The 17,836-nt window shown below is 53.1% G+C and carries 16 protein-coding genes; 9 read left to right on the forward strand and 7 right to left on the reverse strand.

The features are described 5' to 3' along the window. Positions 1–328 precede the first annotated feature (328 nt). The 5 genes from C5O23_RS13025 to C5O23_RS13045 form a co-directional block, all read right to left on the reverse strand. Entirely contained in the window at positions 329–1,132 is an 804-nt protein-coding gene (locus C5O23_RS13025) for a metal ABC transporter permease (RefSeq protein ID WP_240597853.1), read from the reverse strand. 23 nt (positions 1,133–1,155) lie between these two features. Beyond that, the gene (locus C5O23_RS13030; RefSeq protein ID WP_107033351.1) at positions 1,156–1,554 is read right to left on the reverse strand and encodes a phospholipase; all 399 of its coding nucleotides are present in this window, start codon (positions 1,552–1,554) and stop codon (positions 1,156–1,158) included. A gap of 47 nt (positions 1,555–1,601) precedes the next feature. Next, positions 1,602–2,867 (reverse strand): 3-phosphoshikimate 1-carboxyvinyltransferase, encoded by a 1,266-nt coding sequence (locus tag C5O23_RS13035; RefSeq protein ID WP_240597855.1) that lies wholly within the window; start codon positions 2,865–2,867, stop codon positions 1,602–1,604. Between the two features lie 67 nt (positions 2,868–2,934). Next, positions 2,935–3,516, reverse strand: coding sequence for a hypothetical protein (locus C5O23_RS13040; RefSeq protein ID WP_107033352.1), 582 nt, complete (start codon positions 3,514–3,516; stop codon positions 2,935–2,937). Next, positions 3,513–4,520: a lysylphosphatidylglycerol synthase transmembrane domain-containing protein gene (locus C5O23_RS13045; protein WP_161553616.1), complete on the reverse strand. Its 1,008-nt coding sequence runs from the start codon at positions 4,518–4,520 to the stop codon at positions 3,513–3,515. The genes C5O23_RS13040 and C5O23_RS13045 overlap by 4 nt, the downstream gene beginning before the upstream one ends. Positions 4,521–4,789: 269 nt before the next feature. Between C5O23_RS13045 and C5O23_RS13050 the strand changes: the two genes are divergently transcribed. The 9 genes from C5O23_RS13050 (at position 4,790) to trmD (ending at position 12,984) form a co-directional block, all read left to right on the forward strand. Further along, positions 4,790–5,263, forward strand: coding sequence for a hypothetical protein (locus C5O23_RS13050; protein WP_107033354.1), 474 nt, complete (start codon positions 4,790–4,792; stop codon positions 5,261–5,263). Positions 5,264–5,266: 3 nt separating this feature from the next. Continuing rightward, entirely contained in the window at positions 5,267–5,974 is a 708-nt protein-coding gene (locus tag C5O23_RS13055) for a DUF4919 domain-containing protein (protein WP_107033355.1), read from the forward strand. Positions 5,975–6,054: 80 nt separating this feature from the next. Beyond that, the gene (locus tag C5O23_RS13060) at positions 6,055–7,563 is read left to right on the forward strand and encodes a GH3 auxin-responsive promoter family protein (RefSeq protein WP_107033356.1); all 1,509 of its coding nucleotides are present in this window, start codon (positions 6,055–6,057) and stop codon (positions 7,561–7,563) included. A 29-nt stretch (positions 7,564–7,592) separates the two neighbouring features. Continuing rightward, positions 7,593–8,981 (forward strand): alkaline phosphatase, encoded by a 1,389-nt coding sequence (locus C5O23_RS13065; RefSeq protein WP_107033357.1) that lies wholly within the window; start codon positions 7,593–7,595, stop codon positions 8,979–8,981. A 23-nt stretch (positions 8,982–9,004) separates the two neighbouring features. Next, positions 9,005–10,105, forward strand: coding sequence for a DNA replication/repair protein RecF (gene recF, locus C5O23_RS13070; protein WP_107033358.1), 1,101 nt, complete (start codon positions 9,005–9,007; stop codon positions 10,103–10,105). Continuing rightward, a complete protein-coding gene (locus tag C5O23_RS13075; protein ID WP_107033359.1) occupies positions 10,105–10,395 on the forward strand; it encodes a DUF721 domain-containing protein in 291 nt (96 codons plus the stop codon). Before recF ends, C5O23_RS13075 begins: the two co-directional genes overlap by 1 nt. 16 nt (positions 10,396–10,411) lie before the next feature. Beyond that, complete coding sequence (locus C5O23_RS13080; RefSeq protein ID WP_107033360.1) at positions 10,412–10,876, forward strand: acyl-CoA thioesterase; 465 nt, start codon at positions 10,412–10,414, stop codon at positions 10,874–10,876. 11 nt (positions 10,877–10,887) lie between these two features. Next, positions 10,888–12,285, forward strand: coding sequence for a methyltransferase RsmF C-terminal domain-like protein (locus C5O23_RS13085; RefSeq protein ID WP_107033361.1), 1,398 nt, complete (start codon positions 10,888–10,890; stop codon positions 12,283–12,285). 15 nt (positions 12,286–12,300) lie between these two features. Continuing rightward, the gene (trmD, locus tag C5O23_RS13090; protein ID WP_107033362.1) at positions 12,301–12,984 is read left to right on the forward strand and encodes a tRNA (guanosine(37)-N1)-methyltransferase TrmD; all 684 of its coding nucleotides are present in this window, start codon (positions 12,301–12,303) and stop codon (positions 12,982–12,984) included. 96 nt (positions 12,985–13,080) lie between these two features. Here trmD and leuS read toward each other — a convergent pair whose 3' ends face one another. Next, positions 13,081–15,855 (reverse strand): leucine--tRNA ligase, encoded by a 2,775-nt coding sequence (leuS, locus tag C5O23_RS13095; protein WP_107033363.1) that lies wholly within the window; start codon positions 15,853–15,855, stop codon positions 13,081–13,083. Positions 15,856–15,873: 18 nt separating this feature from the next. Next, positions 15,874–16,839, reverse strand: a complete 966-nt coding sequence (gene nadA, locus C5O23_RS13100) for a quinolinate synthase NadA (protein ID WP_107033364.1) — start codon at positions 16,837–16,839, stop codon at positions 15,874–15,876. Positions 16,840–17,836: the final 997 nt, after the last annotated feature.

Genomic DNA, 17,836 nt, shown 5'->3' on the forward strand with positions numbered 1-17,836 from the left:
AAACCTCGACACCATACAGAGAATCGTTTACTCGGTGTTCTCAATATGGAAAGGACTTCGCAAAAAACAATCGGATAAGAATAAAGGCATGGCCGAACTGATCAGACATATCTCGATGAGCTTTACCCGACTAATGCGATTTTTAAGCCAAAAATGAAAAAAAATAAGATTTTAACGAAGAGATAAACAACTGAAATACAGATACAACAGATTACCCGCTTCAGCTCGAAACGGGTAAGGGCAGGTATACACTTTATTTTATCTTAAATGAAAAAGCCGTGACGCCCCGGACAGGGGCGCCGTGAGGTATGGCCACCGCCGGCCGTCCTCAGCCGGCTATGGCTTTGTAAAGGCGCACGGCCATATAGGCCGCAGTCATGGTCAGCACTATCAGTGCCGAACATGGCACATCGACAACGGTAGCCATAAACAGTCCGCCGAGGCAGCAAAGCAGCGAAACCAGCACCGAAAGCAGCATCATGGACTTGAAACGGTTGCAGAACACCTCGGCTATCATCTGAGGCAGTGAAAGCATGGACATCAGCAGCATCACACCCACCAGACGGATTGTAAGAACTATGCAGACAGCCACCAGAACAGTCATGGCCGTAGTGATGAAGGTGACAGGCAGACGACACACCCGTGCAAAGTCAGGGTCAAAGGCACAGATGACTATCTTACGGAAAAAAGCGGCCACAAAGAGCAGCAACACTGCGGTAAAAATGCCGAATGTCCAGAGATCGCCGTGAGTGATGGTCAGGATGTTGCCGAACAGGAAGGCATTAAGTTCTGGCACATAGCCGGGAGTAAGGAAAATGAAAAGTGTGCCCAAGGCCATGCCCAACGCCCATATGACAGCAATAGCCGAATCCTCGCGCACTCTGTGGCGCCTGGCCATCCAGTCAACCCCAAGCGATGATCCTACAGCGAAAAGCGCGGCCATTGCAATTGGGTTGCATCCGAGAAAATATCCCAGTCCGAGACCTCCGAAGCAGGCATGGGTGATGCCCCCTGATATGGAGACGAGGCGGCGCGTCACTATATAGGTGCCGATTATAGCCGAAGCCACACTCAGGAGCAGGACTCCGATCACAGCACTCCTGAAAAAGTCATATTGCAGTATCTCTATCATAATTATAGGGCTCTTAGAGGGCCTCAGCCGTTGACCAGCATAAGCCATTCGTCACGCAGAGAAGAGGGGAGAGCTATGTCACGCCGGGTCAGAGAGGCACCCCACGGATAGATGTCAGAGGGCAGAAGTGTGTAAAGCACCTCGCGGAACTCTTCAACCTCACTTTCGGTATAGCTGTCGGGCTGACGGCCTGCGAAACGGTCGAGTTCCTCATCGTCGAAATAGACAGGACCTTCGGTTGGGGAGAGGCCTTTCTCACACACGGCATGAAGTCCGCAACACTCCTCTCCGTCAGAGTCATGAGAGCCCGAAAGGGCAGGGGAGCCGCCTTCATTTGCAGATGCGCTATCCGGCCTATGGGTAAGATAGAGAATCAGTCCTGTCAGAACTGTCACAGCGAGTATAATCAGTGCGCCTGTCATCTGTAGTCAGTCAGTAGTCAAGTAATATTGGTGATTATCTGCAAAGATCATTCGTCGTCAGGGTCGGGGAGAGGTGCGTCTCCGTCAAGAAGAGTGAAACCCGCGCGCCTCAGTTCATCCCAGAATTCAGGATAAGACTTGCTGACAACCTCCACATCATTGATGATTATGCCCGGCACGAACAGAGCCACCGGAGCCAAGCACATGGCCATTCGGTGGTCATCATAAGTGTCGAAACGCGGAAGTTCGGTCATAGGCCGCCGCTGTCCTTCCCACGAAAGCACATCATTGCCCTCCGGTTGCATGATAATGCCGAGTCTGGCCATTTCGGTGCAGACGGCCTTCACCCGGTCTGTTTCCTTGATAGCGAGGGTCGACAGACCGGTGAAATGAAACGGTATGCCGAGCATGGCGCAGGTCACAATGACATATTGCGCAAGGTCAGGAGTATCAGAGAAATCAATCCGCAGGCGTGCATCCTGGTCAGGAGATGCCACAAGGTCAGAGCCTCCGTCCTCTCCCTCCCATTCGGTCACAACGCCTAAATGCCCGAATATGTCGGCCAGCTTGCGGTCACCCTGAAACGACTCGCGGCAGAGATTGTCAATTGTAACGGTGCCCGATGAAAGAGCCTCGATCTCATACCAGGCGGCGGCGGCGCTCCAGTCGCCCTCAACCCGGAAGTTCCATGCTTTGTAGGCCTGCGGAGCTATGCTCACAGAGTTGCCTGCAAACTCGCTCTCTATACCTGCTTCCGACATCATTTTCAATGTCATCAGTATGTAGGGGCGCGACACGGTCTCTCCTTTCAGCGTAAGCTTCAGACCCTCCTCCATAAGCGGCGCCACCATCAGAAGAGCCGAGATATACTGCGAGCTAACCGTAGAGTCGAGAGTCAGCTCTCCGCCTTTCAGACGGCGGCCACTGATGCGCAGAGGCGGAAAGCCCTCCTCTCCGGCATATTCTATATCGGCTCCAAGCGAGCGCAGAGCATCGACAAGCACAGCTATAGGGCGGTGACGCATACGCTCGCTGCCGTCGAGCAGCAGGCTGCATCCTGGCCGTGAGGCTATGAAAGCTGTCAGGAAGCGCATAGTGGTTCCGGCTGCGCCTATATTTATCACATCTGCGTCAAGCGACGAAAGTGCCCGGCGCATTGCGTAGGTGTCATCACATTCGGCCACGTTTTCAAGTTCGGATGCTCCGGGAGTCAGAGCGTTGATGATCAGAGCACGGTTGCTCATGCTCTTTGAAAGCGGAAGCCGCAGCCGCGCTTCTAAAAAACCGTCGGGAGGAAGTATTCTGTAGTCCACTTTAGAAATAATAGGGGGAGAGGTGTGAGTAATTCGGTTGGATTGATGTGTTTTTTACTACCGTCTGTCAGCGCTGCTTTTCAGCCGGCATGAAATCTACAGCCACCGTGTTTGACGCGCCACGCCAAGGCAGAGTGCCGTAATAACGCTTGAAGGTGACAGTCACCGGACGCCCTGTGCCCTGATACTGCTGCAGCCGCAGTGCCAGATCATCGTCTGGAATGCTGAAACTGAGATCGCGGGAATAGATGCGGGTAGTGTCGGCCAGCTGTGATTCGCTGACCATCTCGCCCTCAAAGGTAGGGAAGACAATGCCGCGTTTTTCCACGAGAGTCACATAGCCGGTGACACGTGACTCAGTGACGTAAGGCACAAAATAACGTATGGTAACCGCGGCGGCAAGCACTACCGCAACGACAAGGAAAAACCACAGCCATCCGTGGCCGCGTTTGCGGCGCGTCTCTCCGGCTTCCGCTGTCCGTAAACTGTCAGAGCCGCCATCGGAAAAATCGAATGACGGTGCCGCCGGCCGGGTGGCCGGATCAGACGGATCAGGAGTAGGGGAGTGCCGCTGATCTTCTTCCGACTGACGGTCTTTACGGCTGAAATCATGGAGGAAGTAGTCCTCGTCGCTATCGTCGAATTTCATTTTGACAGTGGTTTTGAACGTTTTGAAAAAGCTATGCAGCCGAAAGTGAAAAGTCCCTGGACAATCAGCATCAGAGTCTGCACACCCATCACGAGATTGGCGAAAGTCAGAGCATATTCATGTGTGAGGCCAGCCACACCTGCCGAATAGAGAGTGAGGCCGAAAATCATGGCCCACTGCCAGGGTCCTATGCCGCCGTTAGAGGGCACTCCCATAGCAAGACTCGTCAGCACAAAGCATACAGCCAGAGCAGTAGGCCCGTGAATCACCAGCACCTCGGCTGTAAGCGGGAAGGCTCTGAAAGCGCAATAGAGCGACATGATATAGCAGCTCCATATAAGCACCGTGAAGATCAGCCACCGTCCGCGACCGGGCATTGTGACCACTACCGCGAATCCCTTCCACAGGCCGCTTATGATAGAGCGCAGACGGGCTATCACCTTATGCTCAGGAAATCTTACAAACACAAACCAGACAGCGGCCATTGCGGCTATCACAAAACCCCAGAGCAGGGGAGAGCCCAGAATCTCACTGATCCGGGCCAAAGCGCCTCCGCTCTGTCCAAGATATTCTCTGAGCTGCGCTCCGGCCGGTATGAAAGTCAGCAATAGAAGAATCAGCACGGTCAGAGTGTCGGCCAGACGGTCGGCCACCATCGAACCGAACACCGTAGTGAACGGGGCGCGCTCGCGGGCCGCTATATAGCCTGTGCGCCACACCTCTCCAAGGCGCGGAAACACAAGATTGACCGAATACGTGCCGAAGATGCTAAGCACCAGCTGCCGGAACGGGGGGCGTATATCAAGAGCCCTCAGCTGTATCTGCCATCGGGCCGCGCGGAAAACCTGGGCCATGATGCCGAGGAGCAGATTGAGCAGAATCCACCGGAAATCACATTCCCGCCTGACAATCTCCATCATTCCTGCCAGATCAATATCATCGTTGCTGAACAAAAGCCAGCAAAGCCCTACCGAAATGACAAGCGGAACGCCATATTTCAGCAAAGTGCCAAAAAAATTAGTTTTTGTTGACTGTAAGTGACTCTTCAAAATCAAGAGGTTTAATAAAAATATAATGTTAAGTAGCTCCTGCTGATAATTTCTCAGAGTTACTTATGCCGCTCATTGAACGTGCTTTTAACGTGCTTTTATTAATGCAAAAGTACGACTTTTAACACTCTGCAGCAACATTGGGCCGATAATTTACGTTAAATTAGAAAACACCGCCAGAAACCATCAACCGAAAGCTCACTTCAACTATTCAATAATTAGCCATGCTGATACTGATCACCGTCATCCTTCTGCTCGCAGGACTTGGTCTTGTCTTCGCTTCGAACCGCTATGGAATCATAGTTGTCTATACAGGCCTATGTGTGGCCGCGGCCAAAGCCTCGCTCCCAACAGTCTCTACTTTGATTTTCTGGGGGATAGCCACCGTCATCGTGGTGGTCCTCTCGTTCATGCTGCCAAAAAGCATCTCCGGATCGCGGCGCGGACTTGGCTACATAGCAGGTGCTGCTCTTGCAGGCGCCATGACAGGCCTCGTAATCTCCCACGCATGGATGATCATAGGAGGTGTGGCGGGAGCCATTCTCGGAGGAATAGCCTACAGCAAGACTCCAGCCGGAAAAGCTCTCGGATTTCCATCTTCCAAATTTTTGAACTATCTTTGTGCCAAGGGACTCCCCGCAGTCATAGCCGTCTGCATGGCCGGAACCGCCCTTTTATGGCTCATCTTTAAAATCTGAAATATGCGCATCCTCCTATCCATCATACTCTCAGTAATCGTTTCAGTCAGTGCCGCAGCACAGTCGGCAGGAAAACAGCTCAAACGCGAGAAACCCGACCTGGAAAAAATACGCCTTGAGACTCTTGACAGCAAGTCGCCCTACTATTACCCGCGGCTCATGAAAGAGTTCCAGCGCAATGACACACTGATGAAAATAGACAAGTACCGCCATCTCTACCTCGGCTACATGTTTCAGGAAGACTATAACCCCTACCGCTCCTCGCAGCGCGACATCCAGTATAACGTGCTTGACCGCTCGCGCAAACTGACCCGTCAGGAGTGTGACTCGGTGATAATGTATGCCGAAAAAGCCCTTGCCGACAATCCCTTCAATCTCGGAGAGATGGTGATGCTCATAAAAGCCCTCCGGGAGAAAGGCAAAAACAATCTGGCCAACATCTGGCAGTATAAGCTCAACTATCTGCTCATGGCCATCGTCTCGACCGGAACCGGCGAGGATGAGGAAAACGCATGGTATGTCATAGAACCGCAGCATGAATATGTGCTTCTTAATATGATGGACTACTCCGTGGCCGACCACGTGTTCTACGATCCCTCATACGAATACATCACCGTCAAGGATTCATCAGGCAAGCAGCGCGGAGGCTTCTATTTCAATATCGGACCTCTGCTTCAGGAATATTACCGCAAGCATCCCGACGAACTCTGAACCGCATCAGCCGTAATGTTGTTGAAAACACAGCCTTCACGGCCATTGACTCTGATAATCATCAACACTGACTGCCAAAAATGAATTTCACACCCCTTGCCCGTTTCCTGCTCGGCAGGAGAGTTAAAGAAGCGCTTTCCTGGACCGGCCGCACACAGGAAATACAACTCGGCCAGCTCGACTTTCTGCTACGCAATCTGCGACAGACAAAATGGGGCGCGGAAAAAGGCCTGAGCGAGGTCCGGTCATATGATGATTTCCGCCGTCTGCTTCCGTCTGTCTCGGCCTATGCCGGGCTGCGCCCTTATGTCATGAGAATGATAGCGGGAGAGAAAGACGTGCTGTGGCCCGGCCTCACCCGCAATTTCGCCCAGTCGTCAGGAACCTCTGACGGCAAGAGCAAATACATACCAGTCACCCCCGCCTCGTTCAGCCGATCGCACTATAAAGGGGGCAGTTCTGTGATCAGCCACTACCTCAGCCTCTACCCCGACAGCCGCATCTTCGCAGGCAAGAGCTTCATACTCGGAGGCAGCTTCGCCAATGAACTGACTCTGCCTCCCGGAGTCAGAGTAGGCGATCTCTCGGCCAACCTCATAGAAAACATCAATCCGCTGGTCAATCTGACCCGCGTTCCATCAAAACGAATAGCTCTGCTTGAAGACTGGGCGGTAAAACTCCCGGCTTTGGTCAGCGCCGCGGCTGACCATGACATCACCAACATATCAGGCGTCCCCTCCTGGTTTCTCACCGTCCTCAAACAGATCATCAAGGCAAAAGGCGCGCAGACAATCCACGATGTCTGGCCCAACCTCGAAGTCTTCTTCCACGGGGGCATCTCGATGGCCCCCTACCGCGAGCAATACAGCCACATCACAGATCCGAAAATGCGCTATCTGGAATGCTACAATGCCTCTGAAGGATTCTTCGCTGTCCAGAACGCCATTGACGACCAGGCCATGCTGCTTCTGCTCGACTGCGGAACCTTCTTCGAATTCATCCGCACGGAGGAAGCCGATTCAGACCGCCCGGAGATCATTCCGGCATGGAAGGTGGAGGAAGGGGAGATCTACGAGCTTGTGATCACATCATGTAACGGCCTATGGCGCTATCCGCTGGGCGATACGGTGCGCATCGAATCGGTGGAGCCGCTGAAGATCACCATTGCCGGACGCACCAAGAGCTACATCAACGCATTCGGCGAGGAACTGATGGTCCAGAACGCCGAGGCCGCGCTGACAAAAGTTTGCAAGACTCTTGACTGCGAGATATCAAACTATACGGCTGCACCCGTCTATGCCTCGGACCACTCACGCGGACGCCACGAATGGCTGATAGAGTTCAACCGAGAGCCGGAATCAATCGATGAATTCGCCCGGCAGCTCGACCTTGCGCTCCAGCAGGAAAACAGTGACTACGAGGCAAAGCGCAGCCACGGAATTTTTCTCGACCGGCTGACCATAGTCAAAGGCAGAAAAGGAGTCTTCGACAAATGGCTTGCGGCTACAGGAAAACTCGGCGGACAGCGCAAAGTGCCGCGTCTGTCAAACTCACGCCATCCGATTGACGAAATTCTTAAATACAACTGATAATCCAAACTATACAAACACTTCTTTTCATGAGAACCAGATTATTTTCATTTCTGACAATGCTGACGGCTGCCGGAGCCATCCTGGCCGGCACTCCGAAATATATTTTCTACTATATCGGCGATGGAATGGGAATGGGCCAGGTCATGGCTGCCGAAGCCTATAACCGTACGGTGCTCGGCAATGATGACCATCTGCTCATGATGCAGTTTCCGGTAGCCTCGACTCTGACAACCTACTCCGCTTCCAGCCCGGTAACCGACTCCGCAGCAGCCGGAACGGCCCTCTCGACAGGCAACAAGACCAACAACGGTATGCTCGGCATGACTCCTGATTCGGCCGAGGTTGTCTCAGTTGCAAAGACCCTCTTTGATGACGGCTTCGGTGTGGGGCTGGTCACCTCAGTGGCTCCTGACGATGCCACTCCGGGCGCTTTCTACACCCACGTGCCCAAACGCTCGATGTATTACGAGATAGGCAAAGATGCTGCCGCCTGCGGCTATGACTTCATAGCCGGCTCAAACCTGCGAGGTATCAAGGACAAAAAAGGTAACCCGACAGACCTGATGAAATATTTCGTTGAGAACAACGTGGCCGTGGTCCGCGGAACAGACGCTCTTGAAACCATTGACTCACGCCGTGTGGTGCTTCTCAACACCGACTCGATCAACACCGGCAACATCGGCTATACGATCGACTCCATTCCCGGTGTACTCACTCTCCCCGTCATGACCGAGGCCTGCCTCAGACATCTCCAGAAAAACGGCCGCGACCGCTTTTTCATGATGGTTGAAGGCGGCAACATAGACCATGCCAGCCATGCCAATGACGGAGCCACTGTCATCAAGGAAACCCTCAATTTCCAGGAAGCTCTCAAGGTAGCCTATGACTTCTATCTCGCCCACCCTGACGAAACCCTCATCGTAGTCACTGCAGACCATGAGACAGGCGGAATGGGCCTTGGCAACAACACCGTGGGCTACAATCTGCGCCTCAAATACATCGACTATCAGAAAATGTCGAAATCAGCCTTCTCCAGATACTGCAAAAGTCTCATGAGAGACCGCCGCGTCTACCGCTGGGAAGATATGGAGGAATATCTGACCGACAATTTCGGTTTCTGGAAATTTGTGCCTGTGACCCAAGAGCAGACCGCCAAGCTGAAAGAGGATTTCGAACGCTGCCTGGTGCTCCGCAACGGCAAGGACAAGAAAACACTCTATGACAACTTCGATGAGTTCTCACAGACAGTTTTTGACATCATGGACAAAGCCACAGGTCTCGGCTGGACCACCAACGGCCACAGCGGCGGTCTGGTGCCGGTCTATGCCATCGGCGTCGGCGCTGAGAAATTCGCTTCATTCAACGACAATACCGACATCCCGAAAATCATCCTCGATATAGTGGAAGGTAAGTGATTTTTTGAGTAATTTTGCACTCTGTGAGATTAGAAGAACTGTCACTGACCAATTTCAAGAACATCCCGGAAGCCCGTCTGGAGTTTTCGGGAAAGGTGAACTGTTTTCTCGGCAACAACGGCATGGGCAAAAGCAACATGCTGGATGCCATATACTTCCTGAGCTTCTGCAAGAGTTTCTCACGGGTGCCTGACAAAATGGTTATCCGCCGTGGCGAAGACTTCGCAATGGCCCGCGGAAAATATGTCCGCAAGGATACCGATGAGGAGCTCACTCTCGGCCTCACTGCCGGACGGCGCAAAAGCCTCAGACGCGGCGGAAAGGAATATGACCGGCTAAGCTCACACATAGGCAGCTTCCCGCTGGTCATGGTGGCCCCCCAGGACATTGATCTCATACGCGAGAGCGGAGAGGAACGCCGCCACTGGATGGATATGGTGATCTCGCAGAGCGACCCCCTGTATCTCGACAGCCTCATCCGCTACAACCGTGCTCTCGAACAACGCAACAAGCTGCTGCGCGAAGGTTCGGTCGACCCGAATCTCTATGCCGCCGTAGAGATCGTGATGGAGATGGCCGCTGACTACATCCACTCTGTCCGCGCCGCCCGCATTGCCGAACTGACAGTAATTTTTGACCGCTACTACTCCTCGATAGCCGGCAGCAGCGAACACGTCAGTCTCAGCTATCAGAGCGGTCTGAACCGTCCGGACATCACCCTGCAGACTCTTCTCGACGAGGCTCGCCGCCATGACGAGATAGTGAAACATACCTCCGTAGGTATCCATCGCGACGACATCGGCATGGATCTTGACGGCATGCCTATGCGCCGCACCGGCTCGCAGGGACAGTGCAAGACCTTCACCATAGCCCTGCGCCTGGCCCAGTATGACTTCCTCCACCGCGCCACCGGAATAAGACCGCTGCTGCTCCTTGACGATATCTTCGACAAACTCGATGCTTCGAGAGTGGAACGCATCATGGAACTTGTCATCTCCGATTCCTTCGGACAGATCTTCATCACCGACACCAACCGCACACACCTCGACGAGATAATGAGCCGCACGGGCGGCGACTACCGGATGTGGATGGTGGAAAACGGTATCTTTAGCCCGATGCACTAATGAAACGTACATATCCCAAACATATAGCAGGCATAATCGACGAAGCGATGGAGCGGGCCGGTCTCACTGAAAGCCTCAACGCCCAGAAAGCCGCCGCCGCTTGGATCGACGTGGTAGGGCCTGCCATCAACCGCTACACCACCCGGCGCTATGTCAGCGATGGTGTGCTGCACGTCTATCTTACCTCCGCACCGCTCAAAAACGAGCTTTCGTTCAACCGCGACAGGCTCATCTCGGCCATAAACCGGGTGGTCGGCGCCGAGGTAATCAGCGATGTGCAGTTTCATTAAAAAAACTATCTGACAAATGAGCTCAAACTATTGTGAATCTGTCATAGAAAATTATCGCCACCGGATGCCCCTGCAGATGCGATTCAATGACATCGACATGCTCGGACATCTCAACAACAGTGTCTATCTTACCTTCATGGATCTCGCCAAAGCACGCTATTTCGAGGCGGTCAACGGCGGTGAGGTAGACATCAGGAAGATGGGTGTGGTGATCGTTAATATCAACGCCAACTTCTGTGCCCCGACCTTCTTCCACGAAGAAATCGAGGTGGAGACCGGAGTGGTTTCGATTGGCGAAAAGAGTCTGATGATCGAACAGCGTGTACGCGCTGTCAAAACCGGTCAGGTCAAATGCACCTGCCGCACCATAATGTCGGGCTTCGACATCCGCACCAACACCTCGGTACCTATCTCCGAAGAGTGGATCGAGAAATTCGAACGCTATGAGGGCCGACCCCTCCGGCGCGCCACACCCTCTTAACCTGCTTTCCGATGGACCGACGCATTCTGCCTGAAATATTCCTCGAAAAACTTAAAGAAATGAATCTGACGCAGCTTGGCGATGCTCTCGCCGAGGGCGAGCCCTGCGTGTCAGTCAGACTCAACGTCTCTAAAAATGTAAGCGCCGCTGAAGTGCCTGAGATCTGCGCTGAAGTGCCCTGGTGCCGCAACGGCTTCTATCTTGACCGGCGTCCGCGTTTCACCTTCGACCCGCTGCTTCATCAGGGCGGATACTATGTGCAGGAGGCCTCCTCAATGTTCCACAGCCATGTGGTCAGCCAACTTTGCAAAGATTCCGGACTGCCGCTGCGGGTGCTCGACTCCTGCGCCGCCCCAGGAGGCAAAACCACAGCCGCGATAGACTCTCTGCCGGAAGGTTCGCTGACGGTGGCCAACGAGTATGTGCCCTCACGTGCGGCTGTGCTGCGCGAGAACCTCATCAAATGGTCGTCGCCATTCACCGTTGTGACCCGCGGCGACACAGCAGCCTTCCGCAGGCTCAAAAACAGTTTTGACATGATCATAGCCGATGTGCCCTGCTCAGGCGAAGGCATGATGCGGAAAGACCCCGAAGCCATAGCCCAATGGTCGGAAGGTCTTGTCAGCGAATGTGCCGAACGCCAGTGGATGATCATATCCAACCTCTGGCCCTCACTGAAACCCGGCGGTTTTCTAATCTACAGCACCTGTACTTTCAACCGTCTCGAAAACGAGGAGATGGTCTCACGCATAATCGAAGAACTCGGTGCTGAAAGCGTGGCCGTAGACGTTGATCCGGAGTGGGGTATAGCTCCAGGCATCTCCACACCTCACCACTGCTACCGCTTCATGCCCGACAGGCTCAAAGGCGAGGGCCTCTTTGTAGCCGTGGTTCGCAAGAAAGGGGAGTGGAAACCCTTCTCCCCTGACTCTCCGGCCAGACATCAGAAAGCCAAAGGCAAAGGAAAATCCGGCCGTACACAGATACCAAAAGAAGCCTCCGGATGGATTGACAGCCTATGGGCTGAAAAAGTCACACTCTATGCCGAGAACGACCGCATAAGCGCCTTCCCTGCCGCTCATATGGACCTCCTCGGTAAGCTCAAAGGAGAGATCGATGTGATCCACGAAGGCATTCCGCTTGCCACCGTAAAAGGCCGCGACCTGATACCCTCCCAGCCGCTTGCACTCTCCCCGCTTCTCTCGCAGTCGGCATTTCCTACAGCCGATATCAGCCGTGACGAGGCCCTGGCATACCTCAGCGGCGATGCCGTGACGCTGCCTGACGACACTCCCTGCGGCTTCGTGCTGCTCAGATATTCAGGCCGTCCGCTCGGTTTTGTCAAAAACCTCGGACGCCGCTCCAATAACCTCTATCCCGCCCCCTGGCGCATAAAAAGCAAATTGTAACTGTAACACTGAAAAATGAGAATAGACATACTCACCGTACTCCCAGAAATGATCGAATCGCCTCTCAACTGCTCGATTCTCAAACGCGCGCAGGACAAGGGGCTGTGTGAAATAGTGGTCCACAATCTGCGTGAATACACCACAAACAAGCACCGGAAGGTCGATGACTACCCCTTCGGAGGCGAAGCCGGAATGGTAATGCAGATCGAACCGGTAGACCGCGCCATAGCCCACCTGAAATCGCAGCGTGACTATGACGAGGTTATATTCACCTCGCCTGACGGCGAACAGTTTGACCAGCCGATGGCCAACACCCTCTCGCTGTCGCAGAACCTCATCATTCTCTGCGGCCACTACAAAGGTATAGACTACCGTATCCGCGAACATCTCATCACGAAAGAAATCTCGATAGGCGACTATGTGCTGACCGGAGGCGAGATTCCGGCAGTGGTCATAGCCGATGCCATAATCCGTCTGATCCCCGGTGCCATTGGCGATGAACAAAGCGCCCTGAGCGATTCGTATCAGGACAATCTTCTCGCTCCTCCCGTCTACACCCGCCCGGCAGAATACAAGGGCTGGCGTGTGCCTGACATACTTCTCTCAGGCCATGCTGCAAAGATCGACGACTGGAAACACGAGCAGGCCCTCGCCCGCACCCGTCTCCTCCGCCCAGATCTCCTCAAAGGAATGGAATAAATCAGAACAGGAGAAATAAAAAGCGACAGATGGAACACCGTTTCCGATACGGGATTCCATCTGTCGCTTTTTATTAGTAAATTTTGTCAGGCTTTATCAGCCGATGACGATGTTGACAATCTTGTTGGGGACTACGATGATCTTCTTGACAGTCTTCCCTTCGAGCCACTTGGCCGAGGATTCATTTTCAAGGGCCAGTTTCTCGACTTCGTCCTTTGGAAGGTCAGCAGGTACCTGGATGGTGAAACGCGCCTTACCGTTGAAGGAAACGGCATAATTTGCGGTGTTTTCCTTGAGATATTCCTCGTTCCATTCAGGCCAGCGGGCATCGTTGACGGTGGTGTCATGGCCGAGGGCGCTGTGCCAGAGTTCTTCGGCCACGTGGGGAGCGAAGGGTGCGAGCACTACTGCCAGAGGTTCGAGCACCTCGCGGCTGTGACACTTGCAGGCCGAAAGCTCGTTGACACAGATCATGAATGCGGCCACTGATGTATTGTAAGAGAAGTTCTCTATGTCAGCTGTCACCTTCTTGATGAGCTTGTGGACGGCCTTGAGAGCTTCTGCCGAGGGCTTGCTGTCATCCACAAGGCAGTTGTCGCCCTTGAAGTAGAGAGCCCAGAGTTTCTTGATGAAACGGTTGACGCCGTCAATGCCGTTGGTGTCCCAAGGCTTGCTCTGCTCGATCGGGCCGAGGAACATTTCATATAGACGCAGCGTGTCTGCTCCGTAGCGCTCCACAATGTCATCGGGATTGACCACATTGAACATTGATTTCGACATTTTCTCTACAGCCCAGCCGCAGATGTATTTTCCGTCTTCAAGTATGAATTCGGCATCCTTGAACTCCGGACGCCATGCGCGGAAGGCTTCGATATCGAGCACATCGTTGCTGACGCGGTTGACATCCACGCGGATCGCGGTGGTGTCATACTGGTCCTTAAGGCCGAGAGACACAAATGTATTGGTGTCTTTGATGCGGTAGACAAAGCTTGTGCGGCCCTGGATCATGCCCTGGTTTATGAGCTTTTTGAACGGTTCGGGCTCTACAACATGACCGAGGTCATAGAGGAACTTGTTCCAGAAACGCGAATAGATGAGGTGACCGGTGGCGTGTTCGGTACCGCCGATGTAGAGGTCTACATTGCGCCAGTATTCATCGGCCTCGCGGCTCACGAGTGCTTCGTTATTGTCCGGGTCCATATAGCGCAGATAGTAGGCCGAAGAACCTGCGAAACCGGGCATGGTGTTAAGCTCGATGGGATAGCCTTCGGAGGTTACCCAGTTCTTGGCGCGACCCAGCGGCGGCTCGCCGGTCTCGGTGGGGAGATACTTGTCAACCTCCGGCAGCAGCAGCGGCAGGGCCGATTCAGGCATCAGGTGGGGTATTCCATCCTTATAGTATACGGGGAATGGTTCGCCCCAGTAGCGCTGACGGCTGAAGATGGCATCGCGCAGACGATAGTTGACCTTGACGCGGCCAAGGCCTTTCTCGGCTATGTAGCGCTTGGTGGCGGCGATGGCTTCAGGCACTTCAAGGCCATCAAGCGAGAATTCGCCGTTTGAGCTGTTCATCATCTTGCCGCTCTTGGCCTCAAAACTCTGCTCGGAAACGTCACAGCCCTCTATCAGAGGTATGACGGGCAGATCGAAATGACGGGCGAAGGCGTAGTCGCGGCTGTCATGGGCCGGTACGGCCATGATGGCGCCTGTGCCGTAGCCGGCAAGCACGTAGTCGCTTATATAGATAGGAATTTCCTTTCCGGTCAGAGGATTCACGGCATATGAGCCTGAGAATACGCCTGAGACTTTCTTGTCGATCATGCGTTCGCGCTCGGTCTTGTGCTTGATGCTGTCGAGATATTCGTCGACGGCCTTGCGCTGATCAGCGGTGGTAACCATGTCTACATAGTCGCTTTCGGGAGCAAGCACCATGAAGGTCACTCCGAACACAGTGTCGGCGCGGGTGGTGAAGATTTCAAGTTCGAGATCCGAACCGGCCACTTTGAAGCGCATTTCGGCGCCTTCCGAACGGCCTATCCAGTTGCGCTGGGTCTCTTTCAGCGAATCAGTCCAGTCGAGACCGTCGAGGTCGTCGAGGAGGCGCTGGGCGTAGGCTGATACGCGCAGACACCACTGATACATCAGTTTCTGTTCCACCGGATATCCGCCGCGGATCGAAAGACCTTCGCTGACCTCGTCATTGGCGAGTACGGTGCCGAGCTGCGGACACCAGTTGACCATCGTGTTGCCGAGATAGGCAATGCGGTAATTCATGAGAGTGTCGCTCTTCTCTTTCTCGCTCATGGCCTTCCACTGGTCGGCAGTGAAACAGAGTTCTTCCGAACATGCGGCATGGATGCCTTCGGTGCCTTTTTCCTCGAAATGGGCCACGAGTTTCGAAATAGGCTGTGCTTTGTCGAGCTTGGTGTCGTAGTAGCTCTCCACCATCTTCATGAAAGCCCACTGGGTCCACTTGTAGAACTTCGGGTCGCAGGTGCGCACCTCACGGTCCCAGTCATAGCAGAAACCTATGCGGTCGAGCTGCTGACGGTAGCGGGCTATGTTATCGGTAGTGGTTTTCTCAGGGTGCTGTCCGGTCTGGATGGCATACTGCTCTGCGGGGAGACCGTAGGCATCGTAGCCCATAGGATGGAGCACATTGAAGCCCTGCAGGCGCTTGTAGCGCGAGTAGATGTCAGAGGCGATGTAGCCTAAGGGATGTCCAACGTGCAGACCGGCCCCCGACGGATAGGGAAACATGTCGAGCACATAGTATTTCGGACGCGATTTGTCGATCTCAGTCTTGTAGACCTTGTTTTCACGCCAGTAGTTCTGCCAGCGTGATTCAATATCTTTATGATTGTATTCCATGATTCGGTTGGTGGGGAATTATTTTATTTCAAGCATCCGTGTGATCGGACGGCGTGCACGGTCGATGATGGCCGGGTCGACTGTCACTTCAGGCAGTTCATAGCGCAGAGTGTTGTAGAGTTTCTGAAGAGTGTTGAGCTTCATGAACGAGCAGTCGTTGCAGGCGCAGGTAGAGTCGGCGGGAGGAGCGGGGATGAAGGTCTTCTGCGGACAGCGGCGGCGCATCTCGTGTAGGATGCCGCTTTCGGTGGCCACGATGAAGCTGTCGAATTCGCATTCCTCAGCCCACTTGAGCAGGACGGCGGTCGAACCTACTTTGTCAGCCACAAGGCGGATCGGTTTCGGACATTCGGGATGCACGAGCACTTTCGCTTCGGGATGCTGCTTTTTGAGTTCGAGAATCTTTTCAAGCGAGAACTGTTCGTGGACGTGGCAGGCACCGTCCCAAAGAATCATCTCGCGTCCGGTCTGCGAATTTATGTAGTTTCCGAGATTGCGGTCCGGGCCGAAGATGATCTTCTCGTCGGCGGGGAGGGAGTTGACAATCTCCATCGCGTTGCCGGAAGTGACCACGATATCTGTCAGAGCCTTCACGGCAGCCGATGTGTTGACGTAGCTGATCACGGTGTGGCCGGGGTGCTCTCCGATGAATTTTTCCAGTTCCGGAGCAGGGTAGCTGTCGGCGAGCGAGCAGCCGGCGTTGAGGTCGGGCACCAGTACTTTTTTGTCAGGGCAGAGAATCTTGACAGTCTCGCCCATGAAGTGAACGCCACACATGACGATGATGTCATTGTCGAGTTTCTCTGCGATCCGGGCGAGGGCCAGAGAGTCGCCTATGAAATCAGCGAGGTCCTGGATTTCTCCGATGGTATAATAGTGTGCGAGGACCACGGCGTTCTTTTCTTTCTTGAGTCTTTTTATCTCGGCTGCGAGATCGACCGAAGGATCAACCGGGGCATCCACGAACCCTTTTTCAACATTCATTTATTTATTGGTTTTTTATTTTGAAGAAAAAAATTTTCCTAAAAACTCACTAAGAAGAAATATGATGGATGTTAAAAAGTAGAATAACTTTTCAGCCTATTTCTTGCATATATGGGTTATTGAAGTCCTATTTACATTAGTTACAATGTTATCAACATGTAAAACCGCGATAAATCAATGGTTTAGTTTAGTTATTAACATCGTGTTAATAATGTGCAAAGTTAAAAACTTTTCATGGGATTTACAACGGTTTTTTGTTGAAAAGGGGCTTGAAAACCGCTTGATAGATTTATGATAACTTATTTTGAATGTGAGCCGGAAGTCTTATATCGTCCATGCTTTCAGATATGCAAGCTTATTCTTTAAAAAGTCATTGAAATGTTATTTACAGTTTTCAACATAGTTTTGAACATTGTTAATAACTCCGTGAAGCCTCCTTTTTCAGTCTTCTTTTATATCCCTCTTTTACTTCCCCTGACCAAGCCTTCAGCGGAGTCTGATTCCAGTCCGGCCGGCCGAAAAATTTATTATCCGGTTCTTCTTTTTAAAGGGTACTTGACATCACCATCCGGTTTCAGTACGCACTGCGTGACCCGGATAGATCCGCAGGTCGGCAGGTGTCCGCAAGGCGCGTTCCGGAGGGTCACCATAGATGTGTGAGGACTGATATGTCGAGGCTCCGGGTGGCCTGCAGTCGGCTGGTGTCCGGAAGGACACTGATTTGCTCGTAGCCCCCGACACCGCAGCGCAAAGCGCGCAGGCGTCCGGGGGAAAAAGACATTCAAACAAATGTGGTGTCCGGTTGAGGACACCGGTTTACCATCACGATCTTTTGCTTCGGGATCAATTATACACGGTATGTGGAGAATTAGAGCTTGTTTAAAAACAAATGTGAATAATAAATAAGCATCAGTCAATATTTCAGGCATTTATGCTTTGGTGATTGTTTAAATAAATGAATAACCAGAAACAAAACCAAAGAATTATGTATCTGACA

The organism is Duncaniella muris (assembly GCF_003024805.1).
Lineage (GTDB): Bacteria > Bacteroidota > Bacteroidia > Bacteroidales > Muribaculaceae > Duncaniella > Duncaniella muris.